The 25,212-nt window shown below is 68.4% G+C and carries 22 protein-coding genes; 14 read left to right on the forward strand and 8 right to left on the reverse strand.

Features of this window, described 5'->3' with window-relative positions; translation table 11 throughout:
* The first annotated feature begins 9 nt into the window (after positions 1 to 9).
* Genes mca through AU197_RS25105 form a run of 4 tightly spaced genes read left to right on the forward strand, consistent with a single transcriptional unit; the run spans position 10 to position 3,541 of the window.
* Positions 10 to 879 (forward strand): mycothiol conjugate amidase Mca, encoded by an 870-nt coding sequence (gene mca, locus AU197_RS25090; RefSeq protein WP_064406555.1) that lies wholly within the window; start codon positions 10 to 12, stop codon positions 877 to 879.
* Positions 876 to 1,160, forward strand: coding sequence for a hypothetical protein (locus AU197_RS25095; protein ID WP_064406556.1), 285 nt, complete (start codon positions 876 to 878; stop codon positions 1,158 to 1,160). The genes mca and AU197_RS25095 overlap by 4 nt, the downstream gene beginning before the upstream one ends.
* Positions 1,144 to 3,159: a thioredoxin domain-containing protein gene (locus AU197_RS25100; RefSeq protein WP_064406558.1), complete on the forward strand. Its 2,016-nt coding sequence runs from the start codon at positions 1,144 to 1,146 to the stop codon at positions 3,157 to 3,159. Before AU197_RS25095 ends, AU197_RS25100 begins: the two co-directional genes overlap by 17 nt.
* Positions 3,160 to 3,169: 10 nt before the next feature.
* Positions 3,170 to 3,541 carry a nuclear transport factor 2 family protein gene (locus tag AU197_RS25105; RefSeq protein ID WP_064406560.1) on the forward strand — a complete coding sequence of 124 codons (372 nt, stop codon included), beginning with the start codon at positions 3,170 to 3,172 and terminating at the stop codon, positions 3,539 to 3,541.
* A 75-nt stretch (positions 3,542 to 3,616) separates the two neighbouring features.
* On the opposite strand, the gene trhA is transcribed toward AU197_RS25105, so the two are convergent.
* Positions 3,617 to 4,357, reverse strand: coding sequence for a PAQR family membrane homeostasis protein TrhA (trhA, locus tag AU197_RS25110; protein ID WP_064406562.1), 741 nt, complete (start codon positions 4,355 to 4,357; stop codon positions 3,617 to 3,619).
* Positions 4,358 to 4,412: 55 nt separating this feature from the next.
* Between trhA and AU197_RS25115 the strand changes: the two genes are divergently transcribed.
* The 4 genes from AU197_RS25115 (at position 4,413) to AU197_RS25130 (ending at position 7,656) form a co-directional block, all read left to right on the forward strand.
* Positions 4,413 to 5,204, forward strand: coding sequence for a (2Z,6E)-farnesyl diphosphate synthase (locus AU197_RS25115; RefSeq protein ID WP_064395000.1), 792 nt, complete (start codon positions 4,413 to 4,415; stop codon positions 5,202 to 5,204).
* Positions 5,205 to 5,256: 52 nt separating this feature from the next.
* A complete protein-coding gene (locus tag AU197_RS25120) occupies positions 5,257 to 6,609 on the forward strand; it encodes a hypothetical protein (RefSeq protein ID WP_064406564.1) in 1,353 nt (450 codons plus the stop codon).
* A gap of 117 nt (positions 6,610 to 6,726) precedes the next feature.
* Positions 6,727 to 7,155, forward strand: a complete 429-nt coding sequence (locus AU197_RS25125; RefSeq protein ID WP_064406566.1) for a hypothetical protein — start codon at positions 6,727 to 6,729, stop codon at positions 7,153 to 7,155.
* A gap of 90 nt (positions 7,156 to 7,245) precedes the next feature.
* Positions 7,246 to 7,656 carry a hypothetical protein gene (locus tag AU197_RS25130; protein ID WP_197415656.1) on the forward strand — a complete coding sequence of 137 codons (411 nt, stop codon included), beginning with the start codon at positions 7,246 to 7,248 and terminating at the stop codon, positions 7,654 to 7,656.
* Positions 7,657 to 7,660: 4 nt separating this feature from the next.
* On the opposite strand, the gene coaA is transcribed toward AU197_RS25130, so the two are convergent.
* Entirely contained in the window at positions 7,661 to 8,611 is a 951-nt protein-coding gene (gene coaA, locus AU197_RS25135; RefSeq protein WP_064406569.1) for a type I pantothenate kinase, read from the reverse strand.
* A gap of 30 nt (positions 8,612 to 8,641) precedes the next feature.
* Between coaA and AU197_RS25140 the strand changes: the two genes are divergently transcribed.
* The 4 genes from AU197_RS25140 to phoH2 all read left to right on the forward strand — a co-directional run bounded on the left by AU197_RS25140 (position 8,642) and on the right by phoH2 (position 14,097).
* The gene (locus tag AU197_RS25140) at positions 8,642 to 9,853 is read left to right on the forward strand and encodes a hypothetical protein (RefSeq protein WP_064406571.1); all 1,212 of its coding nucleotides are present in this window, start codon (positions 8,642 to 8,644) and stop codon (positions 9,851 to 9,853) included.
* A 342-nt stretch (positions 9,854 to 10,195) separates the two neighbouring features.
* Complete coding sequence (locus AU197_RS25145; RefSeq protein ID WP_064406573.1) at positions 10,196 to 11,674, forward strand: glycine hydroxymethyltransferase; 1,479 nt, start codon at positions 10,196 to 10,198, stop codon at positions 11,672 to 11,674.
* A gap of 61 nt (positions 11,675 to 11,735) precedes the next feature.
* Positions 11,736 to 12,563, forward strand: coding sequence for an acyl-ACP desaturase (locus AU197_RS25150; protein ID WP_064406574.1), 828 nt, complete (start codon positions 11,736 to 11,738; stop codon positions 12,561 to 12,563).
* Between the two features lie 229 nt (positions 12,564 to 12,792).
* Positions 12,793 to 14,097, forward strand: coding sequence for an RNA 5'-3' helicase PhoH2 (gene phoH2 / locus AU197_RS25155; protein ID WP_502687907.1), 1,305 nt, complete (start codon positions 12,793 to 12,795; stop codon positions 14,095 to 14,097).
* Positions 14,098 to 14,103: 6 nt separating this feature from the next.
* Here phoH2 and AU197_RS25160 read toward each other — a convergent pair whose 3' ends face one another.
* The 5 genes from AU197_RS25160 to glpX all read right to left on the reverse strand — a co-directional run bounded on the left by AU197_RS25160 (position 14,104) and on the right by glpX (position 22,456).
* Complete coding sequence (locus AU197_RS25160) at positions 14,104 to 14,319, reverse strand: hypothetical protein (protein ID WP_064406576.1); 216 nt, start codon at positions 14,317 to 14,319, stop codon at positions 14,104 to 14,106.
* An 81-nt stretch (positions 14,320 to 14,400) separates the two neighbouring features.
* Positions 14,401 to 17,169 (reverse strand): helix-turn-helix transcriptional regulator, encoded by a 2,769-nt coding sequence (locus AU197_RS25165; protein ID WP_064406578.1) that lies wholly within the window; start codon positions 17,167 to 17,169, stop codon positions 14,401 to 14,403.
* 55 nt (positions 17,170 to 17,224) lie between these two features.
* Positions 17,225 to 19,957: an ATP-binding protein gene (locus AU197_RS25170; protein ID WP_064406581.1), complete on the reverse strand. Its 2,733-nt coding sequence runs from the start codon at positions 19,955 to 19,957 to the stop codon at positions 17,225 to 17,227.
* 22 nt (positions 19,958 to 19,979) lie between these two features.
* The gene (locus AU197_RS25175) at positions 19,980 to 21,404 is read right to left on the reverse strand and encodes a class II fumarate hydratase (RefSeq protein WP_064406584.1); all 1,425 of its coding nucleotides are present in this window, start codon (positions 21,402 to 21,404) and stop codon (positions 19,980 to 19,982) included.
* Positions 21,405 to 21,427: 23 nt separating this feature from the next.
* The gene (glpX, locus tag AU197_RS25180) at positions 21,428 to 22,456 is read right to left on the reverse strand and encodes a class II fructose-bisphosphatase (protein ID WP_064406586.1); all 1,029 of its coding nucleotides are present in this window, start codon (positions 22,454 to 22,456) and stop codon (positions 21,428 to 21,430) included.
* A gap of 54 nt (positions 22,457 to 22,510) precedes the next feature.
* Here glpX and AU197_RS25185 point away from each other — a divergent pair, with 54 nt between their 5' ends.
* Both AU197_RS25185 and AU197_RS25190 read left to right on the forward strand, forming a co-directional pair.
* On the forward strand, positions 22,511 to 23,158 hold the full coding sequence (locus tag AU197_RS25185; protein WP_064406588.1) for a DUF4245 domain-containing protein: 648 nt from the start codon (positions 22,511 to 22,513) through the stop codon (positions 23,156 to 23,158).
* 10 nt (positions 23,159 to 23,168) lie between these two features.
* Positions 23,169 to 24,026, forward strand: a complete 858-nt coding sequence (locus AU197_RS25190) for a dienelactone hydrolase family protein (RefSeq protein ID WP_064406591.1) — start codon at positions 23,169 to 23,171, stop codon at positions 24,024 to 24,026.
* On the opposite strand, the gene AU197_RS25195 is transcribed toward AU197_RS25190, so the two are convergent.
* On the reverse strand, positions 24,007 to 25,206 hold the full coding sequence (locus tag AU197_RS25195; protein ID WP_064406592.1) for an AI-2E family transporter: 1,200 nt from the start codon (positions 25,204 to 25,206) through the stop codon (positions 24,007 to 24,009). The two genes, AU197_RS25190 and AU197_RS25195, sit on opposite strands and share 20 nt — an antisense overlap.
* Between the last annotated feature and the right edge of the window lie 6 nt (positions 25,207 to 25,212).

Here is a 25,212-nt window from a genome sequence, read left to right on the forward strand (position 1 = left end):
CAGAACAGGTTGAGCGAACTGCGGTTGATGGCGGTGCACGCCCACCCGGACGATGAGTCCAGCAAGGGTGCCGCCACGATGGCCCGATACGTGGACGAGGGTGTCCGCGTGCTCGTGGTGACGCTCACCGGCGGCGAGCGCGGCGACATCCTCAACCCGGCGATGGACCTGCCCGAGGTACACGGCCGGATGGCCGAGATCCGCCGCGACGAGATGGCCAAGGCCGCCGAGATCCTGGGCGTCGAGCACCGCTGGCTCGGCTTCGTCGACTCCGGCCTGCCCGAAGGCGACCCGCTTCCGCCGCTGCCCGAAGGCTGCCTCGGGGTGGTGCCGCTCGAGCAACCGGTCGAGGCGCTGGTGCGCGTCGTGCGCGAGTTCCGGCCACACGTGATGACCACCTACGACGAGAACGGCGGCTATCCGCATCCGGACCACATCCGCTGCCACCAGGTGTCGATGGGCGCTTACGAGGCGGCCGGTGACCACCGCCTGTTCGCCGACGCCGGCGAGCCGTGGGACGTCCAGAAGCTCTACTACACGCACGGCTTCGTGCGCCAACGTATGCAGCTGCTGCAGGACGAGTTCGCCAAGCACGGCGAGGTCGGCCCGTTCGAGAAGTGGCTCAAGCACTGGGATCCCGACCACGACATCTTCGCCAAGCGCGTCACCACCCGCGTCGAGTGCGCCAAGTACTTCGCCCTGCGGGACGACGCGTTGCGCGCGCACGCCACCCAGATCGATCCAAACGGGGACTTCTTCCGTGCCCCGATCGAATGGCAGCAACGGCTGTGGCCGACCGAGGAGTTCGAGCTGGCCCGCTCGCGCGTGCCCGTATCGCTGCCCGAGGACGACCTCTTCGCCGGGATCGAGGGACGATGAATCTGCTGCTCGCCGTCGACCTGCTGGCCCAGGACCCGCCCAGGGACACCGGACCGGACTTCGGCAAGGCCAGCCCGCTGGGCCTGCTGATCGTGGTGCTGCTCTTGATCGGCACGTTCCTGCTGGTCCGGTCGATGAACCGGCATCTGCGCAAGGTGCCGAAGACGTTCGACCCGCAGGATTCGGACGCAGAGCAGACCACCGAACGGTCCGACGAGTCGCAGGCGCCGATCGAATCCGACGCGCCGCCCGACGGGACGAAACGTGAGCCAGGGGGCTAACACCCTCGCGCGGGCCACCAGCCCGTATCTGCGTCAGCACGCCGACAACCCGGTGCATTGGCGCGAATGGACGCCGGAGGCGCTGGCCGAGGCGGCCGACCGCGACGTGCCGATCCTGCTGTCGATTGGATACGCGGCCTGCCACTGGTGCCATGTCATGGCCCATGAGTCGTTCGACGACGCCGAAGTGGCTGCCGCCGCCAACTCGGGCTTCGTCTGTATCAAGGTCGACCGCGAGGAGCGGCCCGACCTCGATGCGGTGTACATGAACGCGACCGTTGCGCTCACCGGGCAGGGCGGCTGGCCGATGACCTGCTTCCTCACCCCGGACGGCAAACCGTTCTTCTGCGGGACGTACTACCCCAAGGCGACCTTCCTCCAGTTGTTGGCCGCCGTCACCGACACCTGGCGCACCCGCCGCGGTGAGGTCGAGGAGGCGTCCGAGAAGATCACCGAGGAACTTCGGTCGATGGCTTCCGGGCTGCCCGGTGGGGGACCGCCCTTGCAACCCGCGCTGTGCGATCACGCCGTTGCCGCGGTGCTGCAGGACGAGGACGTCGCCCGCGGTGGATTCGCCGCCAATCCCGCTGGTGCGCCCAAGTTTCCGCCATCGGCGTTGCTCGAAGGGCTGCTGCGCAACGACGAGCGCACCGGCGACATCATGCCCATGGAAACCGTCGAGCGGACCTGCACGGCGATGGCCCGCGGCGGTATCTACGACCAGTTGGCGGGGGGCTTCGCCCGCTACAGCGTCGACGCCGCCTGGGTGGTCCCGCACTTCGAGAAGATGTTGTACGACAACGCCCTGCTGCTGCGGGTGTACGCGCATTGGGCGCGGCGTACCGCAAACCCGCTGGCGCACAAGGTCGCCGGTGAGACCGCCGCGTTCATCGTCAACGAGCTCGGTGCCGACGGCATGTTCACCTCGTCGTTGGACGCCGACGCGGACGGGGTCGAAGGCTCGACGTACGTCTTCACCCCCGCCCAGCTGCGCGAGGTTCTCGATGACGACGACGGCGATTGGGCCGCAGAGATTTTCGCGGTTACCGAGGCGGGAACATTCGAGCAGGGTGCGTCCGTGCTGCAGCTGCCGCGCGACCCCGACGACGCCGAACGGTTCGCCAGGGTGCGGGCCGCGCTGCTGGCGGCCCGGCTCACCCGGCCGCAACCCGGTCGCGACGACAAGATCGTCACCGCATGGAATGGGCTGGCGATCACCGCACTGGTGGAAGCCGGCGTCGCGCTCGACCGGCCCGAATTCCTCGACGCCGCAACGCGATGCGCGAAGGCGATCTGGGATCTGCACATGGTCGACCGCAGACTGCGGCGGGCGAGCCTCGGCGGTGCGGTGGGCGAGAGCGCCGCGATCCTCGAAGACCACGGCGCGCTGGCCACCGGGCTGCTCACCATCCACCAGCTAACCGGTGACCGGCAGTGGCTGGAGGCTGCGATGACGCTGCTCGACATCGCGCTCGAGCACTTCGCCGACCCGGATCGGCCCGGCCGTTGGTTCGACACCGCCGACGACGCCGAGGCGTTGATGGTGCGACCGGCCGACCCGCTCGACGGTGCGACGCCGTCGGGCGCGTCCCTGATCGCCGAAGCGCTGCTCACCGCCGCGCACCTCGCCCCGGCCGAACGGGCCGATCGCTACGCCGCGGCGGCCGAAGCCACGCTGGCGGCGGCCACGCCGATCCTGACCCGGCTGCCGCGCTCGGGTGGGCACTGGCTCGCCGCCGCGGAGGCGGCCGTGCGTGGGCCGATTCAGATCGCGGTGGCGTGCGACGACCCCGCTCGATCGGAACTGCTGTCGGCCGCGCGGCGGCTCGCGCCGGGGGGAGCGGTCGTCGTGGGTGGCGCGGCGAATTCGTCGGAGCTGTTGATCGACCGCGACCGGGTCGGCGGCGCCGACGCGGCCTACGTATGTCGCGGCAGGACGTGTGACCTGCCGGTCACCACGGCACCGGAACTCGCTGCCGCACTGGGCGCGCCCGTGTAGCGTTCGGCGCATGCCGACGCCGGAAGACAACGCCAAGACCGTCGCTCGTTACCTCGAACTGGCCGCACAGGGCAAGGCCGACGACATCGCCGAGCTGTACGCCGACGACGGCACCGTCGAGGATCCGGTCGGCGGCGAGGTGCACATCGGCCGCAAGTCGATCCGCGGTTTCTACGATGCGCTCCCCACCACCGGCGCCCAGGCCGACGTCGTCACGCTGCGGGCCCTGGGCAACGAGGTGGCGTTCTTCTGGTCGCTGACCGTCGACCTCGGCGAAAACAAGATGCGCATCGAGATCATCAGCGTGATGACCTTCAACGAGGAGGGCAAGATCGCGTCGATGAAGGCCTACTGGACCCCCGAGAACGTCACGTCCCTGTAGCGCGAGAGACCGCAGAATGCCACTGTTCTGCGGCGTGTCATCGAGCAGACGCGGTCGCTCGGGGCAGGTGGCGGGCTAGAAGACGGCGAACCACATCGCGATGTAGTGGCAGATCGCTGCGACCGCCGTGCACGCGTGGAAGAACTCATGGTGGCCGAACACGGTCGGCCACGGATTGGGCCACTTGAGCGCGTAGAGCACGCCGCCGATGCTGTAGAGCGCGCCACCGACGATCAGCAGCACCAGCGCGGCCACGCCCGCACCGTGCGTGATCGGCCCGACGAACCACGCCGCCACCCAGCCGAGCAGGATGTACAGCGGCACACCCACCCAACGTGGCGCCGAGGGCCAGAAGCATTTGAGCAGCACGCCCGCGATCGCCCCGCCCCACACGATCCAGAACAGCACCATGCCGTCGGTCTGCGGCAGCGCGAGCAGGGCGAACGGCGTGTAGCTGCCCGCGATGAACACGAAGATCATCGAGTGGTCGAGGCGCTTCATCCACTTGCGTGCGGTGGGGGACCGCCAGTTGACCCGGTGGTACGCCCCGCTGACCGCGAACATCGCCACGATGGTGAGCGTGTAGATCAGCGTCGCGACGCCCGCGCGGGTGGATTGCACCGACCACGACACCGACACCAGCGTGGCGCCGCAGACGGCTGCGATGCCCGCCGCGTAGACGTGGATCCAGCCCCGCGCGCGCGGCTTGCCGATGAAATTGGCGAGACCGTCGACAACGGCTTCCGGGAAGTCCTCCGCGGTGTGTTGTGGGTCGCGGGACTCATCGGAATCGGTGGTGTCGATGGATCGGGTCATGTCACCTCCACTAATGCCATGGGGGTTTTCGAACCTCACAGTAGTCTGGATCTTCGTGGAGCTCATTCCCCCGCGCCTCAAAGAGCCGGCTTACCGGCTGTACGAGATGCGGCTGCGCCAGGAGCTGGCACGGTCCAAATCCCAACTGCCGCGCCATATTGCCGTTCTGTGTGACGGCAACCGCCGGTGGGCACGTGACCTTGGACACGACGACGTCAGCGTCGGGTACCGGATGGGCGCCCGCAAAATCGCCGACATGTTGCGCTGGTGTCAGGAAACCGGCATCGAGATGGCCACGGTGTATCTGCTGTCCACCGAGAACCTGCAGCGTGCCCCCGACGAACTGTCCCCCCTGATCGAGATCATCACCGACGTCGTCGAGGAGATCTGTGCGCCCGCGAACCACTGGAGCGTGCGCACGGTCGGCGATCTGGAGCTGATCGGCGAGGAGCCCGCGCGAAGGCTGCGCGACGCCGTCGGGTCGACCGACGCGGGCCCCGGATGTTTTCACGTCAATCTCGCCGTCGGCTACGGCGGGCGCCAGGAGATCGTCGACGCGGTACGCCAACTGCTGAGCAAGGAGCTGGCCAACGGCAGCACCGGTGAACAGCTGATCGAGGCCGTCACCATCGACGCGATATCGGAGAACCTCTACACCTCCGGACAACCCGACCCCGACCTGGTCATCCGCACCTCCGGGGAGCAGCGGCTGTCGGGCTTCCTGCTGTGGCAGAGCGCCTATTCCGAGATGTGGTTCACCGACGCCTACTGGCCGGCGTTCCGGCGGGTCGACTTCCTGCGCGCGCTGCGCGACTACACCGTGCGCCATCGCCGGTACGGAATGTGATGCACCGCCGTAGTTGATGGGACGCCGCCGTAGTTGATGGAACACTGAAGTGATGGCTGCGCTGTCGGCGGTGGTCTTTTCGCTCAGCTGGTGGTTGGGGCTGTACCTGCTGGCCCGCGACCCGCGTAAGCCCGTGCTCGTGTTGGCAGCGATCGGATTGACCAGTTTCGCGGCGGTGGTCGCGCTGGACGCCGTGCGGACCGTCAGCGGAGCCGACCTGCTCAGCCGCATCGAGGTCTACCTCGTCGTCGTACCGGGCATCGCCTGGTTCGCGGTGCTCCTGGAGCTGTCCCGGCCCCGTGACACCTGGCGTAGCCGTGCGGGCGAGCTGGGGTTGGTCGCAGTGGTGGCCGTGACCGCCTTCGTCGGCGCCGCGATGGCCGGAAGTGTCGACGGACCGCTGCGCCTCGGCCATTGGGTGATGTTCGCGGCGGTCTCGCTGTCCTCGCTCGGCGCCATGGTGTACGCGGTGCTGCGCCGGTCGCAGCCGGGACCGGTGGTCGGCTTCGTGGTGGTGGCGACGTTGTTCTTCGCGTTGGGCAACGCCATCCTGATCATTCCGCTGGGGCTGGTGCCGAGCTGGTTGGCGTTGTCGGGCACCGGGTTCGACGTCGCGCTGCTCGGAGTCGCGGTGGCGATCGGGGACGCGTTCGACGAGGGGCAGGCGCTGCGCGCCGACATGCTGCGCTCGTTCGCGGCGACGACGGTGGTGGCGGTGCTGTTCGGCGGTCAGGCGTTGATTGGTCTGGCGGTCACCGGCCACGACACCGCGCTGACCGTGCTGCTGTTCACCAGCTTGGCGATCGCGATCGCGATCAACGTGCTGGCCGACCCGCTGGCCGGTGCGCTCGACCGGTTGGCGTTCTCGCGCTCACCCGCCCTGCGCGCCGACCGCGCCGCACTGCGCAGGACCGAGGCCGCGCTGCCGCTGCGCAAGGACAACCCGCTCGACGGCGTCGACGAGCAGACGTTCGCCCGCCTCACCCGTCGCGCGCTCGGGCACTACGGTGACCTGTCCAAGCTGATCGCCAGCCCCCTGACCAACCTGCCGATCATCGACGAGCGGTTGGCGGCGCGGGGCGCCCCCGACCAGCCACTGGAGCGGGCGACCGAGCTCAAGGCGCTGCTCGCCGAGCGCATCGCCCGGCTCAAACCGCGCGACGGCGGCGAGTTCGGCACCACTGAGGAGTGGCGCCACTACAACTCGCTGTACTTCCCGTACGTCGTCGGCGTGCGCGCCTATGCGCAGAACGCCACCGCCGCCGGACTCGACCCCGTGGCCCGCCAGGCCTGGCAGTGGTTCGTCACCGAGGTGCCGCAGCGATCGCTGCACAACTGGCAGAACGCCGCCGCGCGGCTCATCGCCGCCGACCTTCGCGGCAACCTGGTGGCCGCTGGGGACTGACGCCTGAGTCCCTGAGTTCCAGAACGCGGGGAGTTCAACGCCCCGTGACCTGCGGTTGGCAGTAGCTGGCAGCATCCTGCGTCGATCTGGCAGCGGCATCTGAGCAGTGTCGGTGCCATGACCACCGCAACCACCCACCCGGTACGGGACACCGCCGGCGACGGCGACACCGGAAGCGACTCCCTACTGCGTTTCGCATTGCGCGCCGACGCGACCCTGTGCGGTGGCCTCGGGCTGATCATCGTGATGGCCGCCGACGCGCTCTCCCGAGTGAGCGGTCTGTCGGCCACCAGCGAGTGGATCGCCGGCGCAGCGCTCGTCGGCTACGGTCTCGCGCTCTTCTTGGCCGCCGGGGTGCCCGACGTCCGGCGCGTCGGCGTCGGCGTGCTCGCCGGCAACGTCGCGTTCGCGGTCGTCGTGAGCGCGGTGCTGGCGACCGGGCTGCTGCCGCTGACCGAATTCGGCGTCGTTTGCATCGCCGCGTTCACCATCGCGACCGTCGCGTTCGCGTGGGCCCAGTACCTCGGGATCCGTCGCCTGACGTGATCCCCATATGACTGGTCCGGAGCCGCCGTCGTCAGAGGTTGCGGCGTCGGCTCCGGAACGGTCCCTCACCCCCACCAGAAAGGAAATACGATGACCGCTATCTCCACGCCAAAACTGCGCGAGTCCAACGACTCGTTCCTGCGTTTCGCCTTGCGGGCCGACGCGATCGCCAGCGGGCTCATGGGCCTGGCCGGTGTGTTGCTAGCGGGGTGGCTGGCCGAGATTTCAGGGACGTCGATCGCATTCGAGTATGCGGTGGGCGCGTTCTTCATCGCCTTCGCGATCGGTGTACTGGCATTCGCCGCCATGCCGTCGGTCAGGGCCACCGGCATCGTGATCGCGGTCGGAAACGTGGCGTACACCGTCGCCACCGTCCTGTTCGTCTTGGCCGATGTCTTCCCGTTGACCACCGCGGGTGTCGTGCTCACGTTGGCCACCGGCGTCTACACATTGATCATGGCCGAACTGCAGTATCAGGGCCTCCGCCGGATCAACCGGTAGCCGGTTACAGCTTGCGCAGGCGCAGCCGGTTGATCGAATGGTCGGCGTCCTTGCGCAGGACCAGCGTCGCCCGCGGCCGGGTCGGCAGGATGTTCTCGATCAGGTTGGGCCGGTTGATCGAGTGCCAGATGTCGCGGGCGGCGAACACGGCCTGCTCGTCGGTGAGCGTGGCGTAATGGTGAAAGTGCGAGGCCGGGTCGGCGAACGCCGTCGTGCGCAAGCCGAGGAACCGATCGATGTACCACTTCTCGATATCGTCGATGCGAGCGTCGACGTAGACCGAGAAATCGAACAGGTCCGACACCATCAACGTCGGCCCGGTCTGCAGCACGTTGAGGCCCTCGAGGATCAGGATGTCGGGATGGCGGACGATCTGCTTCTCGCCGGGCACGATGTCGTAGAGCAGATGCGAGTACACCGGCGCGCAGGCGTACTCCGCGCCGGACTTGACCGTGGTCACGAACCGCATCAGCGCACGACGATCGTAGCTTTCCGGAAAACCCTTGCGGCCCATCAGGTTCCGGCGCACCAACTCGGCATTGGGGTAGAGGAACCCGTCGGTGGTCACCAGGTCGACGCGCGGGTGGTGCTCCCAGCGCGCCAGAAGTGCCTGCAGCACACGGGCGGTCGTGGACTTGCCGACGGCAACGCTGCCCGCGACGCCGATCACGAACGGCACAGGCCGGTCGGGATTCTGCGCTGACTCGCCGTTCGAGTCACCAAGGAACTCGGCGGTGGTCGCGAACAACCGCTGGCGCGCTGCGACCTGGAGGTGGATCAGCCGGGCCAACGGCAGATAGACCTCTTCGACTTCGAGCAGGTCGATCTTCTCGCCGATACCGCGCAGCTTTGTCAGCTCGTCCTCGCTGAGCTTCAGCGGCGTCGACATACGCAGGTTCCGCCACTGACTCCGGTCGAACTCCACATATGGGCTGGGTTCACTCAGCCGCGCCATGCGCCCAGTCTTGCATTTACGGTTGAGATCATGGACGCCAGCACCTCAGATCCGTTCGTCCGCGAGTATCTGCTGCTCGGTCTGCGCTTCGACCGGGTGGAGGAGGGTTACGTCGACTCGTACACCGGGGACCCGGCGCTGCGCCGTGCCGTCGCCGCCGAACCGCAGCCCGATCCAGCGGACCTGGCCAGGCAGGCCGAGCGGCTGCTGGGGGAGTTGACCTCGGTCGACGGGCTGGACGGGGCGCGCAAGGACTACATCGGCGCGCACCTGCGGGCGCTGGTGTGCGCGGGCCGCAAGTTCGCGGGCGAGCAGGTCGGATTCGTCGACGAGGTCGAGGCGTATTTCGACGTGCACATCAGCAGGAGCGATCCGGAGCGGTACCGGCAGGCCCATCGCCAGCTCGACGAGGTGCTGGGCGGGCCCGGTTCGCTCGCCGACCGGATGCAGGCCTACCGCGCGGCCGAGGAGATTCCGCCCACGCGCCTCGAAGAGTGCATCCAGGCGTTCTCCAGCGCGCTCCGCGACCGCGTGCGCGCCGAGTATCCGCTGCCGGACACGGAGACCATCACTTATGAGGTCGTCACGGACAAGCCGTGGTCGGGTTTCAACTACTACCACGGGGATTACAAGTCGACGGTGGCCGTCAACGCCGACCTCAAGCAGCAGATGTCGAACCTGCCCCGGCTGGTCGCGCACGAGTCGTATCCGGGTCACCACACCGAGCACTGCCGCAAGGAGGCCGGCCTGGTCGAGGGCAGGGGACAGGCCGAGCAGACCATCTTTCTGGTCAACACCCCGCAGTGCCTGATGGCCGAGGGCCTTGCCGATCTCGCGCTGTACGCGGCGATCGGCCCCGAATGGGGGGTGTGGGCCGGCGAGATCTACGCCGACCTGGGGCTGCGCTTCGACGGCGAGCGCGCTCAGGCGTTGTCGGAGGCGACGGCAGCCCTGGCCGAAGTGCGTCAGGACGCGGCTCTGATGCTGCATGACGAGCACCGTGACGTCGATGAGGTCGTCGCCTTCCTCAAACAGTGGCTGCTGGTCAACGATCAGCGCGCCCGCCAGATGCTGCGGTTCCTGTCGTCGCCGCTGTGGCGCGCCTACACCAGCACCTACGTCGAGGGGTACCGGCTGCTGCGGGGCTGGCTGGACGCCAGGCCCGAGGACGTCAGCCTGACCCAGCGGTTCGGCACGTTGCTCGACGAGCCGTTGATCCCGTCGTCGCTGCGGGCCGCCTGACAATCACGCGCCCTCGCCGGGGCCCACGACACCACGGTGTGCCGCCTGCCGCGCCGCGCCGCGCCGGGCCCCAGGGCACCACCCGGGTTGCTGCCCAGCTATCAGCGAATTATTCGCTGGCAGCGAATCTTTCGCTCGTAGCTGGGCACCGGCACAGGTATCTCGGCCGGGTGCGGATGATGCAGCCGTGATCTGCGAGGCTGATGTGACTATCGTGGGTGCAGCCGGGGCAACTCCGGGTCCCGGGCATGGTCGGCGCTGCGCAAGGCCGACCCGGGTGGGTGTGAAGCCGACCCCTATGGGCTGGTGGGTGCACGATCGCGGCGTCGTAGGCTGGACCGCATGACTGCAGACCCCGCGACCTCCCACGCTGCCGCTCCCGGCGCCGAGTACGCCGAGACCGCGAGCGCCGCCTACCGGGCCGCATTGCAGGTGATCGAGTCGGTGGAGCCGCGTATCGCGGCGGCGACGCGTAAAGAGCTTGCCGATCAACGGGATTCGCTCAAGCTCATCGCCAGCGAGAACTACGCCTCGCCCGCGGTGCTGTTGACCATGGGCTCCTGGTTCTCCGACAAGTACGCCGAAGGCACGATCGGACACCGGTTCTACGCGGGCTGCCAGAACGTCGACACCGTCGAGAGCATCGCCGCCGAGCACGCCCGTGAGCTGTTCGGGGCGCCGTACGCCTACGTGCAGCCGCACTCCGGTATCGACGCCAACCTCGTTGCCTTCTGGGCGATCCTGGCCACCCGCGTCGAGGCGCCCGAACTGGCCGAGGCCGGCCTCAAGCACGTCAACGACCTGTCCGAGGCGGACTGGGAGAAGCTGCGCAACAAGCTGGGCAACCAGCGGCTGCTGGGGATGTCGCTGGACGCGGGCGGGCACCTCACGCACGGCTTTCGGCCCAACATCTCCGGCAAGATGTTCCATCAGCGCAGCTACGGCACCGATCCGAACACCGGTTTCCTCGACTATGGCGCAGTGGCCGACGCGGCCCGCGAGTTCAAGCCGCTGATAATCGTGGCCGGATACTCGGCCTATCCGCGCCGGGTGAACTTCGCGACCATGCGCGAGATCGCCGACGAGGTCGGCGCCACGTTGATGGTCGACATGGCCCACTTCGCCGGCCTGGTCGCGGGCAAGGTGTTCACCGGTGACGAGGATCCGGTGCCGCACGCCCACATCACCACCACGACCACCCACAAGTCGCTGCGCGGGCCGCGCGGCGGGATGGTGCTCGCCCAGCCCGAGTACTCCGACGCCGTCGACAAGGGCTGCCCGATGGTGCTGGGTGGTCCGCTGTCACACGTGATGGCCGCCAAGGCGGTCGCGCTGGCCGAGGCTCGTCAGCCGGCATTCCAGGCGTACGCGCAGCGCGTCGCCGACAATGCCCAAGCCCTCGCCGACGGTTTCCTCAAGCGGGACGCCGCGCTGGTCACCGGCGGTACCGACAACCACATCGTGCTGCTCGACGTCACCTCGTTCGGCCTGACCGGCCGCCAGGCCGAGTCGGCGCTGCTCGACGCGGGCATCGTCACCAACCGCAACTCCGTGCCCGCCGACCCCAACGGCGCCTGGTACACCAGCGGCATCCGGTTGGGCACTCCCGCGCTGACCACGCGCGGATTCGGGGCCGACGACTTCGACCGCGTCGCCGAGCTGATCGTGGACGTCCTGTCGAACACCCAACCTTCTCCTGCTGCCGCAGGGGGCGTATCGAAGGCGAAGTACACCCTGGCCGACGGCACCGCCGAGCGCGTGCACGCCGCGTCGGCCGAGCTGCTGGCCGCCAATCCCCTGTATCCGGGCCTGACGCTCTGACCCACGCGCCACGCTGGGCGGGAATTTTACGATTCCCACAGAATTGAGTTACTGTAACTGCATGGCACAGAAACCTGTACCGAATGCGCTGATCCTCGAGCTCGAGCCGGTCGTGCAGCAGGAGCTGCGTCGTCACATCGACAGCGAGGATCTCTGGTACGCGCACGACTACGTGCCGTTCGACCAGGGCGAGAACTTCGCCTTTCTCGGCGGTAAGGACTGGGACCCGTCGCAGGTGACCCTGCCCAAGGACGTCACCGACGCGCTCGAGATCCTGCTCATCACCAAGGACAACCTGGCCGGCTTCCACCGCGAGTTCGTCTTCAGCTTCATCCTCGAAGAGAAGTGGGGCCGCTGGATCGGCCGGTGGACAGCCGAAGAGCACCTGCACGCGATCTCCCTGCGCAACTACCTCGTCGTCACCCGCGAGATCGACCCGGCCGCCAACGAGGACGTCCGCGTCGAACACGTGATGAAGGGCTACCGCGCCGACACCTACAGCCAGATCGAGCGGTTGGTGTTCATGGCCTTCTTCGAGCGCGCTCACGCCGTCTTCTGCCGCAACCTCGAGGCGAAGATCACCGAGCCGGTGCTCAAGGGCCTCATCGGCCGCATCGCCCGCGACGAGGAGCGGCACGAGGAGTTCTTCGCCAACCTGGTCTCGCACCTGCTGTCCACGAGCCGTGACGAAACCGTCGATGCCATCGTGCGGCGCGCAGCGGAGCTCGACGTCGTCGGCGGCGACATCGACGCGTATGCCGACAAGATCCGCAACGTCGCCGAGGCCGGAATCTTCGGGCCAGAACAACTGCGTCAGGTGATCGCCGACCGGATCTCCGCGTGGGGGCTGGCCGACGAGCCGAAGATGCGCGAGTTCACCTCCGCGTAACCGCAGGGCCGACACCGCGAACGAGCGGCGGCGAACACTACGGCGCGCCTGCACGGCGCATGTCCCGCAACGGGAGTAGCGTCGTTTTCGATGGCTAGCGACGTGCTTTGCTGTCCGGGCGGTACCCGATCGTTGCGATCACGAGAGGGCCGGCCCCGGCCCTGGTGCCGCAGTGTCCGCCGACGGTTCGCGGGGGACCCGCGGATACCAGGAGCGCTACGTGATCGATTTGCCTCTCCGGACCTACGTGCTCGACACCTCCGTGCTGTTGTCAGATCCTTGGGCCTGCACGCGCTTTGCCGAGCATGAGGTCGTGGTCCCGCTGGTGGTCATCAGCGAACTCGAAGCCAAGCGACACCATCATGAGCTCGGCTGGTTCGCGCGTCAGGCCCTGCGGCTGTTCGACGATCTGCGGCTCGAACACGGCCGGCTCGATCAGCCGATTCCTGTTGGCACACAGGGTGGTTCGCTGCACGTCGAACTGAACCACAGCGATCCGTCGGTGCTTCCCGCCGGTTTCCGCACCGACAGCAACGATGCGCGGATCCTGACGGTCGCGGCCAATCTGGCCGCCGAGGGCAAGCACGTCACGTTGGTCAGCAAGGACATCCCGCTGCGGGTAAAGGCGGGTGCGGTCGGATTGTCGGCCGATGAGTACCACGCCCAGGACGTCATCACGTCCGGGTGGACGGGCATGGCCGAGGTCGAGGTGGTCGGTGACGAGATCGACGCCTTGTTCGCCGAGGGCGAGATCGATCTGGAGGCAGCGCGAGATCTTCCCTGCCACACCGGTATTCGTCTTCTCGGTGGTACGTCGCACGCGCTGGGACGGGTGACGCCGGAGAAGCGGGTGCAGTTGGTGCGCGGTGACCGGGAGGCCTTCGGGCTGCGGGGTCGCTCCGCCGAACAGCGGGTGGCGCTGGACCTTCTGCTCGACGAATCCGTCGGCATCGTCTCGCTCGGCGGAAAGGCGGGCACCGGCAAGTCGGCGCTGGCGCTGTGCGCGGGGCTGGAGGCCGTGCTGGAGCGTCGCACCCAACGCAAGGTCGTGGTGTTCCGTCCGCTGTATGCGGTCGGCGGACAGGACCTGGGCTACCTGCCGGGCAGCGAGAGCGACAAGATGGGCCCCTGGGCGCAGGCGGTCTTCGACACGCTGGAAGGACTGGCCAGCCCGGCGGTGCTCGAGGAGGTGCTCTCGCGCGGCATGCTCGAGGTGCTGCCGCTGACCCACATCCGCGGGCGTTCGCTGCACGACTCGTTCGTCATCGTCGATGAGGCCCAGTCGCTCGAGCGCAACGTGCTGCTGACCGTGCTGTCGCGGCTCGGCGCCGGTTCCCGGGTGGTGCTCACCCACGACGTCGCCCAGCGGGACAATCTGCGGGTCGGCAGGCATGACGGCGTCGCGGCGGTGATCGAGAAGCTCAAGGGCCACCCGCTGTTCGCCCACATCACGCTGTTACGCAGCGAGCGCTCGCCGATCGCCGCGCTGGTGACCGAGATGCTCGAGGAGATCAGCCCCGGCGCCCTGCCCTGAACCCCGCTAGCGGCGGCGATTGCGACCGACGAGGTACCAACCGGCTGCCGCCGCACCACTGAGCGCCACCACCAGGTCGGCACGATCGGCGCGCGGCAGGTCGAGCAGCGAAACCAGGCCCAGCACCGCGAATCCGGTGCTCAGGGCCGGCTGGCTGGTGGCGGTCGTGACCAGGGTGTCGCCGTGGTCGGCCGGGGTTGCGGGAGCTTCGTCGAGACGCACGGTTCTCCAGTCGATGGCAGGTGGCAGGACAGCGTTACGACGGTAAGTCCTGTGACCCGACAGGAGGAATAGGGTGTTTCCCTATGTGTGGTCCCCTGTTTGGGGTCCGCTCGGCCGCCCGACATGTCGACCCAGTTCGGCCCGCGACTTGATGCCCAGCTTGCGGTAGATGCGCGCGAGGTTGGCCTCGACGGTCTTGGGGCTGATGAACAGTGCGGCCGCGACGTCCCGGTTCTTCATTCCGCCCGCGACGAGTTCTGCGACCCGTTGCTCGGACGGTGTCAGATCCCCGCTGCGCTGAGGCCCCGCGCTCGCACGCGAGAACTCCGCGCGGGCCCTGGCCGCCCACAGCGGGATATTGAGCCTCTCGAAGACCTCCAAGGCCTCCTGAAGGTGCGTCGAGGCCGATTCCTTCTTGCGTTGCCGGCGTTCGATCTGCCCCAGGGTCAACAGCGTTCGTGCGCGCTCGAAGGGCATCGGCAGACGGCGGTGCGCGGCGAGCGCCCGCTGCGCGGCGTCGTGTGCGGCATCCAGGTCACCCAGCGCGGCCAGCAGCATGCCACGTGATCGAGCACCCACCGCGAGCATCCAGTCGCGGTTCGTCCTCCGACCGTTGTTCTCCAGCGCGGTGGTGAGTCGATCGGCCTCGTCGAGGCGGTCGAGATGGATCAGCGCCTCGACCGCGTCGGGCAAGTAGGCGGCGTGGGGCAGTTCGGTCGGCGTAGTGGCGGGGTCGAATTCGGAGAGCATCGGTTGAAGCGCGGCCGCGGCGGCTTCGTGATTGCCCAGTGAGACCTCGAGAAAGCCCAGGGTCGCCCGCACGCGGTCTGCCATGCGCAATGTTCCGGTCTGCCTTGCACATTCGAGGGCTTCCTCGATCGCCCGGCGGGCGAGATCCTCGTGGCCGGCGAATGCGGCCAGCTGCGCTCGCAAGCTCTGCGTCAAGAACTGCGAGGTGTTGCCCCCGAGCTGGCGGGCCTTCTCCACGGCGTCTTCGGCGACCAGGTTGGCCGTGACGAAGTCGCCGCGCGCGATCGCGTTCGTCACCACGTGCTGGGAGACGAAGACATGCTCACCCTCTTCGCCCTTCTCCAGGCAGCGCGCCCGGATCTTGTCCACCACACCGCGCGCTTCCTCGAGCCGGCCGGTCCACTCCAGAAGCAGGGCGTGTTGCATGGTGGGCCGAAAGACCAACGGTGAGTAGGCGTCGGGATCCTCGAGGCTCAGCGCTCGTTGCAAGGTCTCCGCGTCGTAGCCTTCGCCGGCGGCGAACCGCAGTATGACCAGCATCCCGAGCGCCATGCTGAGCAGATGCGGCTGGTCGAGGGGTTCGGCGTTGGTGACGGCCTGCGCGGCGGTCTCCAGACCCTGCTGCAGTTGATTGGCGTGAAATAACGTGTACGCCAGGGTGATCAAGGTCTGAACGCGCAGCGCGTGGTTGTCGTGGACTTCGTCGAGTGCCTCGCGCAGCAGCCGCGCGCTCTCGATGAATCCGTCCCCGTACAGCCGAACCACCGCCAGTCGACTCAACGCCTCGGCGCGCAACGCGCCGGTGGGCAGTTGTGCGATGGCCTGCGCGAGGACGGCCGCCGCGCGCTCCTGCTCCCCGGCGTCGAAATGGTGCAGCGCCGAGCGCAGCCGCCGCTGGGCGGTGTCGCCGCCGAGGCCGATGGCCAGGTCCACCAGTTCGGCGGCTGCGGCCGGCGCACCCCGCATCCGCGCCGATTCCGCGGCCATGTCCAGGGCCTCCAGAGTCACCTCGTCGCCTTTGGTGGCGGCCAGCGCCAGATGTCGGGCCCGGAGCTCGGGTTCGTCCACGATCTCGGCGAGTCGGCGGTGCATCGACCGGCGCCGGCCGGGGGAGGCCTCGGTGTAGACCCCGCTGGCCAGCAGCGGATGGGCGAATCGGATCCGGTTGCCGTCGATCGCGATGATGCCCTTGCTCTCGGCGGTCTCCAGCAACTCGACCAGCCGGTCCTCGTCGCGCGTCGTCGCGTTCGACACCACCTCAACCGTCGGCACGGCAAGGCACGAAGCGGCCAGCAGCGCGTCGTGGACATCGGTGTCGAGGCTGCCCAGCCTGGTTCGCACGACGTCGGCCAGGGTGCGGGGTAGCGACGCGTCGATGCCCGGCGCTCGTTCATCGAGGGAACGGGCCAATTCGATGGCGTAGAACGGGTTTCCACCCGACACCTGGTGGATTCGGCCGATGGTGGGACGCGAGAAGGGTCGCCGCAGCCGCACGGAGACCGCACGGTGCAGATCCTGCACACTCAACGGGCTCAACTGGATTCGATTCACGGCGTCGGGCCGGGACAACTGCAACCAGGCTTCGACCGCACCGTCGTCGGATTCGGTCCGCACGCTGGCCAGCAATCCGGCACGCCCGGTGAGCCTGCGGACCGCGAAGGCGATGACGTGCTTGCTCGACGGATCGAGCCACTGCAGGTCGTCGATGGCCAGCAGGACCGGACGGTCCTCGCTGAGCCGTTCGACCACCGAGAGAAACGCGGCGGCCACGGCACGCTGATCGGTCACCGCATCGTCGTCGGCGCGCAGCAGCACCTGGTCGACCGCGAGCAGCTGCGGCGACGGAAGATCGGCCCAGGCGCTCGCGTCGGCCTCCTCGAGGAGGTCGGCCAGCGCGGTGTATGCGAGCACCGACTCCGCGGCGGCCGGTCGGGTCGACAGCACGTGAAATCCGCGCTGTTGCGCCTGCTCGACCGCGGCCAGCCACAGCGTCGTCTTGCCGATCCCCGGCTCACCGTCGATCAGCAGCGCCGACGGGCCCAGCGCCATCGCGTCCAGGAAGGCAACGACGGCGCGCTGATGTGTCGACTGACCGATCAAGACGTCCCCTGCATGTCCCCCAGAATTGCAGTTGACCCACAAGCGTGCGAGCTCTCTATACCCCTTGGCGGCCGGGTTGACCCATCACGCGGGCCAGTTCGATGCGGGATCGGATGCCGAGCTTGCGGTACACCCGCGCCAGGGTGGCCTCGACGGTCTTCGCGCTGAGGAACAGTTCGCCTGCGACGTCGCGGTTCGTCAGCCCGGCGGCGGCCAGCTCGGCGATGCGGAGCTCTGCGGCGGTCAGCGCGGCCGGCCTCGACGCGGCGGAGCGCAGTTCGTTCCGCGCGGACCTGGCGCGCTCCGCCCACACCGGCGTGCCGAGGGCCTCGAAGGTCGCCAGCGCCTCGTTCAGCGTCGAGCCGGCGTGCGGGTCGTACGCTCGGGCCTGCAGCTGCCCGAGCAGCAGTTGGGTTCGCGCGCGTTCGAACGGCATCGCCAACCGGTCGTGGTGCTCGAGGCCCCGGCGCGCACAGCTCACGGCGTCGCGCAGATCGCCCCCGGCCGCATGCAGCATGGCGCGGCATCGTGCGCCCACCGCCAGCATCCACGCGCGGTCGAGGCGGCGGCCGTTGCGTTCCAGCGCGGCCACCAGCGGTTCTGCTTCGTCCGTGCGGCCCAGTTCGACGAGTGCCTCGACCGCGTCGGGCACGAATGCCGCCGCTTGGATCTCGGTGGACTCCGGCGCGAATCGCGATAGCAGTGCTTCGAGGACTTCCATTGCCGCGCCGTAGTTTCCGAGCGAAACCTCGAGGAAGCCGAGCGCCGACAACGCCCAGTCCTCGTGCCAGGCGGTGCCGCTGCGCCTGCAGGCGTCGATCGCGTCTGCCGCTGCCAACCGGGCCTTGCTCTCGGCGCCGTCGTAGGCGGCCAGCCAGGCCTGCAGCACCAGGTTGAGCATCGCGGGAAACTCACCACCGAGTTGCCTGGCGAGATCGGCGATTCCGCGGGCCACCCGCTTGGCCTCATCGAAGTCCGCGCGCCAGATGCGGGTCAACGCGACGTAGAAGTCGACGAAGACGACTTCGCCTTCCTCTCCTCGGTCGGTGCAGCGGCGTGAGATCTGCCGCATGCACTCATAGGCGGTGTCGAGGTCACCGGTGCAGGCGAGCATCAATGCGTGTTCGACGCTGGGCCGCAGCATGATCGGCGTGAAGGTTTCGACGTCTTCGAGTTCGAGCGCGCGGCGCATGTTCGCCTCGTCCACGCCGCCGCCGAGGAAGAACGCGATCGTCGCCCGGACCCCGAGTGCCAGGCTGAGCAGGCCGGGGATACCGAGCTTTTCGGCGTAGGCCACCGACTCCTCTGCGCGGAGTCGGGCCGAGGCAGGGTCACCGGTCATATAGTGGCCGTACGCCAACGTGGTCAGCATCACCGCTTTGGCCGGGCCCTCGGCCGCGTCGTCGAGCGCCGTCGCGAGCAGTTCGACCGCTTCGGTGTAGCCGTCGTCGATGAACCGCACGACCGCGAGCATCTGCCGGGCCTCCGCACGCACCGGTCCCGGCTTGAGGTCGTCGACCGCCCGCTCCAGCAGCGCGCGTGCCCTGGCCGGATCTCCACCGTCAAAGCAATAGGCCGCCAACCGCATTCGTCGCTCGGCGGTGTCACCGCCGAGTGCGATGGCGAGCTCGATCAACTCCGCCGCGGCGACGGGGGCGCCGCGCGCGTGCGCGGTCGTGGCCGCCCGCTCGAGCGCGCCGACGGTCGCGTCGTCGCCCGCGGTCGCGGCCAGCGCCAGATGGCGTGCCCGCAACTCGGGTTCGTCGACGACGGCGGCCAACCTGTAGTGCATCCGCCTGCGGTCCTCGAGGGAAACGCCGGAATACACACCGGTGGCCAACAGCGGGTGGGTGAAGCGGACCCGGCTGCCTTCGATGACGACGACGTCGCGCTGTTCGGCGGCCTCGAGCAACTCGACCGCCCGCTCGTGTTCGGCGCCGACCGCGGTGGCCACCAGGTCGACGGAGGGGCTGGCCACCGAGGCGGCGGCAAGCAGTGCCTCCATCGTCTCGGGATTCAGTCCGCTCAGCCTGGCCTGCACCACTGCGGCCAGCGTCTCGGGCAGCGGGGCCTCCGGTCTGTCGTCGCAGACTTTGGCCAGCTCGATCGCATAGAACGGATTGCCGCCGGAGATCTGCTGGATACGGGCCATCTTCGCGCGCGACACAGGACGCTCGAGGTGCTGTGTGACGACGGCATGCAGCGCTCGGGACGTCAACGGCCGCAGCAAGATTCGCTGGGTGGCGTCCGGGTGCCGCAGCTGGGGCCAGGTGTCGGCGCCGGTACCGTCGGTGCGCACGGTGCCCAGGATGCCGACGGGCCCCGACAGCCGACGTGCGGCGTACGACAAGACATGCGAGCTGGACGGGTCGACCCACTGCACGTCGTCGATGGCCAACAGCAGCGGTTGCCGAGAGGCAAGACCCTCGACCACCGACAGGAACGCCGCCGCGACGGCACGCCGGTCGGTGGGTGCGGCATCGGCGCGCTCGGCGCTGCGGATCCGCTCGATGGCGCTGCGCTGGGCGGCGGGCAGGTCGCCGAATTCGGCGGCATCGACGTCGGCGAGCAGTTCGGTCAACGTCGCGTAGGCAAGCACCGATTCGGCGCTCGGGTTCCTGGCCGACAGCACGCGGAAGCCACGGTTACGGGCGCGGTCCGACGTCGCCTGCCACAGAGTGGTCTTGCCGATCCCGGCCTCGCCCTCGATGACCAACGCCGAGGGCGACTGCGATGCGGATCGGAGGAAGTCCGCTACCGCCTGCTCCTCGTCCGGGCGCTCGGCCAAGTGGGACGAGGAGCGAAAATCCTTAGCGCTCGTCGTCTTTCACCTTGGCCATCGCCAACACGTCGAGACGCTTGTCCAGTTCCTCCTCGGACAGCTTGTCACCGATCAGACCCCGATCGATGACGGTCTGACGGATGGTCTTCTTCTCCTTGAGCGCCTGCTTGGCGACCGCGGCGGCCTCCTCGTAGCCGATCGCCGAGTTCAGCGGCGTGACGATCGACGGGGAGGACTCGGCCAGCTCACGCAGCCGGTCCTCGTTGGCCACCAGGCCGTCGATGCAGCGTTGCGCGAACAACTTCGACGAGTTGGTCAGGATCTTGAACGACTCGAGGATGTTGCGGGCCATCATCGGGATGTACACGTTCAGCTCGAACGCACCGTTGCCCCCGCCCCAGGCGATCGCTGCGTCGTTGCCGATCACCTGCGCGGCCACCTGCGTCACCGCCTCGGGAATCACCGGGTTCACCTTGCCCGGCATGATCGAGCTGCCCGGCTGAAGATCCGGCAGCTGCAGCTCGCCGAGACCGGTCAGCGGGCCTGAGCCCATCCACCGGATGTCGTTGGCGATCTTGGTCAGCGACACGGCGATGGTGCGCAGCGCGCCCGAGGCCTCGACCAGCCCGTCGCGGGCCGCCTGGGCCTCGAAATGGTTGGCGGCGACCTGCAATTCGGCCAGGCCGGTCTGCTCGCGCAGCACGGCCACGACACGCTCGTCGAAGTCGTCGGGCGCGTTGAGGCCGGTGCCCACCGCGGTGCCGCCGATCGCCAGTTCCCCGAGCCTTGGAAGACACCCGCGCACCCGCTCGATACCGGCTTCGACCTGGCGGGCGTAGCCGCTGAACTCCTGGCCCAGCGTCACCGGCACGGCGTCCATCAAGTGGGTGCGCCCGGACTTGACGACGGTGCGCCACTGCCGCGCCTTGGTGGCCAGCGACTCGTGCAGCACCTCGAGCGCGGGGATCAGGTGGCGCACAGCGGCTTCCGTCGCGGCGATGTGGGTCGCGGTCGGGAAGGTGTCGTTGGACGACTGCGACATGTTCACGTCGTCGTTGGGGTGCACGGTCACGCCGTTGCGCGCCGCGATGCCGGCGATCACCTCGTTGGTGTTCATGTTCGAGCTGGTGCCCGAACCCGTCTGGAACACGTCGATCGGGAACTGGTCGTCGTGCTGACCGTCGGCGATCTCACCGGCCGCGGCGATGATCGCGTCGGCCTTGTCGGCGGCGAGCAGGCCGAGGTCCTTGTTGACCTGAGCGCAGGCACCTTTCAACAGGCCCAGGGCCCGGATCTGGGTGCGTTCGAGGCCACGGCCGGAGATCGGGAAGTTCTCCACCGCGCGCTGAGTCTGCGCGCGCCACAGCGCGTTGACCGGCACCCGGACCTCGCCCATGGTGTCGTGCTCGATGCGGTACTCGGTCCCGGTTGCGCTGTCGGAGTCGACGCTCATGAATGTCCTTACTTCTCAGATGGTTACGGCAGCGGGTAGACGGCGTTGCTGTCGCCGGTGAAGTCGATCGCGGAGTATTCGCTGAGTTTGGACAGCCGGTGGTAGGCCTCGATCATCCGCACCGTGCCCGACTTGGAGCGCATGACGATCGACTGCGTGGTGCAACCGCCGCTGTAGAAATGCACGCCCTTGAGCAGGTCACCGTCGGTGACCCCGGTCGCGCAGAAGAAGACGTTGTCGCCGGAGACCAGGTCCTCGGTGGTCAGCACGCGGTCCAGGTCGTGGCCGCGGTCGATGGCCTTCTGGCGTTCCTCGTCGTCCTTGGGGGCCAACTGGCACTGGATGGCGCCACCCATGCAGCGGATCGCCGCCGCGGCGATGATCCCCTCCGGTGTGCCGCCGATACCGGCGAGCATGTCGGTGCTGGTGTTGGGTCGGCACGCCGAGATCGCGCCTGCCACGTCGCCGTCGGTGATCAGCCGGCACCGGGCACCGGCGTCGCGCACGTCGGCGATCAACTGCTCATGTCGCGGCCGGTCCAGGATGCACACCGTCAGATCGGAGACCGACACGTTCTTGGCCTTGGCGACCCGGCGGATGTTCTCCCCGATCGGGGCGGTGATGTCGATCGCGTCGACCGCCTCGGGTCCGACGGCGATCTTGCTCATGTAGAACACCGCGGACGGGTCGAACATGGTGCCGCGTTCGGAGACCGCGAGCACCGAGATGGCGTTGGACAGGCCCTTGCTCATCAACGTGGTGCCGTCGATCGGGTCGACTGCGAAATCGCACTCCGGTCCGTCCCCGTTGCCGACCTCTTCGCCGTTGTAGAGCATCGGCGCGTTGTCCTTCTCGCCCTCGCCGATCACCACGACGCCGCGCATCGAGACCGAGTTCACCAGCTCGCGCATGGCGTCGACGGCCGCACCGTCGCCGCCCTCCTTGTCGCCGCGGCCCACCCAGCGGCCGGCGGCCATGGCGCCTGCCTCGGTCACTCGGACGAGCTCGAGCGCGAGATTTCGATCTGGGGCTTCACCACGGGTCGGACTCATGGGCCAGATTGTCCCATTAGCGGGTCGGCGTCCGGGAGCTGGGATACTGGCTGGGTGACCTCGCAACCGGCTCCTGCACCCAAGCCCGCCAAGTCGCGGCTGCTGCACGACGGCCGGGACATGTTCTGGTCGATGGCGCCGCTGGTTGTGGCCTGCATCGTGCTGGCCGGGATGCTGGGGATGTGCTCGTTCCAGGGCGCGGGACCCGGTTCCGGCCCGGTCCCGTCCTTCGACGCCCCCGCCGCGTTACGCGCCGACGCCGATGCGCTGAAGATCCCGATCCGGATCCCGCAACTGCCCGAGGGGTGGCAGTCGAACTCGGGCAGCCGCACCGGCATCGAGGCCGGTCGCACCGACCCCGCGACGGGCCAGCCCACGCGTGCCGTCAGCTCCACCGTCGGTTATCTCGCACCGAGCGGAATGTATGTGAGCCTGACCCAGAGCAACGCCGACGAGGAGAAGCTGGTCGGGTCACTCGAGTCCGATGCCGTGCCCACCGGGGTGCAGGAAGTCGACGGCGTGAGGTGGGTGGTCTACGAGGGCGGCGGCGACGACGACAAGCCGGGTGAACCGGTGTGGACGACCCTCCTGGCCGGTCCGACCGGACCGGCACAGGTCGCGCTGACCGGCGCCGCGGATGCGGGTGATTTTCGTACGCTGGCGGCGGCGACGCAGACCGCGACGCCGCTGCCCGTCCCGTAGGAGAGCGCCCATGACCGCACCGGACCCCAATGTCGCCGCCGGGGCGGCTCCGGACCCCAATGTCGCCGCCGGGGCGGCTCCGGTAGCCGACCTCACGGGATGGGCCGCCGCCCCCTTCACCGCCGCCGGGTACACCCATGACGTCTACCGCAAGGGTGAGGGCCCAGGCGTGGTACTCATCCCCGAGATGCCCGGCGCGCACCCCGGCGTGCTGGCGCTGGGCAACCACCTCGTCGAGGCCGGTTTCACCGTCGCGATCCCGTCGTTGTTCGGCACGCCCGGTGCGCCGCCGATGCGGCCGGGCATGGTGCCGATCATGGTTCGCGGTTGCGTGGCCAAGGAATTCGCCGCATTCGCCACCAACGCCGACCGCCCCGTCGCGCACTATCTGCGTGCGCTGGCCCGCGACCTCAACGCGCAGACCCCTGGCAAGGGGGTCGGGGTCATCGGCCAGTGCTTCACCGGTGGCTTCGCCCTGGCCGCCGCGGTCGACGACAGCGTCCTCGCGCCGGTGCTGAGCCAGCCGTCGCTGCCGTTGCCGCTGACACCGAAGCAGCGCCGAGACCCGGGCTTGTCCGAGGCCGAGCTGAAGGTCGTCGAGCGCCGCGCCGCCGACGAGGGGTTGTGCGCGCTGGGATTGCGCTTCAGTAAAGACCCGCTGGTGCCCGCGGAACGCTTCAAGACGCTCAAGGACCGGCTCGGCGACGCGTTCGAGGTGATCGAGATCGACTCGGGCAAGGGCAACGAGCACGGACTGAGCGCGATGGCTCACTCGGTGCTGACGCTGGAACTGCGTCAGCAGCAAGGGCATCCGACCGACGCGGCCCTCAAGCGCGTGGTGGCGTTCCTCAAGGAACGGCTGGTTTAGGTTTCTCGTCGGCCTGGGCTGCGGCTTGCGTTGTGGCCCGCGCTTGTTTGATGCGACGGCCCAACCACCAGAACGGGTTTCGGCGCTTGGGTTTTTCGTCGGCCGAATCGGGCCGCCGCATCGGCACGCCCTTGTACTCCTCGAGGTAGACGCTGATCGTGGTGACGATGACGATCATCAGCACCGGTCCGATCACGATGCCCCACGCGCCGAACATGCTGATGCCGGCGAACACGGCGAGCAGCATCAGCGCGGCGTCCAGACGCGCCTCGCGCGGCACCAGGATGGGCCGTAGGAAGTTGTCGATGTTGGTCACCACGATCAAGTGGAACAGGATCACGAACACGCCGCCGAAGATGTTGCCGAACAGGATCATTCCGACACCGAACGGGATCGTGACGATGCCGCTGCCCAACGGGATGACCGACAGCGCCGACAGCAGCACGGCGAACAGGAAGAAACCCTGATGGAAGCCCGCCAGGTAGATCGACGCGGCGCCCGCGACGCCCTGGCAGACCGCGATGACGAACTGGCCGAACACGGTGCCCTTGACCATCGCGCCCATCTTCGCCATGTAGACGTCGGTGATCCCCTCCCCGAGCGGGTTGAGTTGGCGGATCATCGCCACCACGCGTTCACGGTTCGTCAGCAGCGACACGAACACGTACACGAACAGGATCGCGGCGGTGACGGCGCCGAACAGGCCGCCTGCCGCGCCCTGCAGCAGGCCGAGCAACCACTGGCCGGCCTCCTGGGCGACGCGTGCCATCGAAGTGCGCAGCGATTCCGGGGTGACGGTGGTGTCGATGTAGGGCACGCGGCGCAACAGGTCGTTGACGAACTGCAGCGCCCGATCCCCGAGCGCGGAAAGGTCGGTGCGGCCGACCCACTCGGCGACCCGCTCGACCATCGTCGTGATCTGCACGACCGCCAACGTCACGAACAGGCTCAGCGGCACGATCACCGCGGCGAACGCGGCGAGCACGGTCAGCGTCGCCGACAACCCCCGGCCCAGCTTCTTGTTGAGCCGCGTGTACAGCGGTGAGAACAGGTAGGCGGCCACCGCGGCCACCACGATCAGGATGAAGAACCCGCGCAGGAAGTATGCGCCGAACGCGACGGCGACGACGGTCGCGACGGCCAATGCGCGGCGTTGCGGCAGCGAGAACTCGGTACTCATTGCCGC

Origin of the sequence: Mycobacterium sp. IS-1590 (assembly GCF_001500025.1) — a bacterium.
GTDB lineage: Bacteria > Actinomycetota > Actinomycetes > Mycobacteriales > Mycobacteriaceae > Mycobacterium.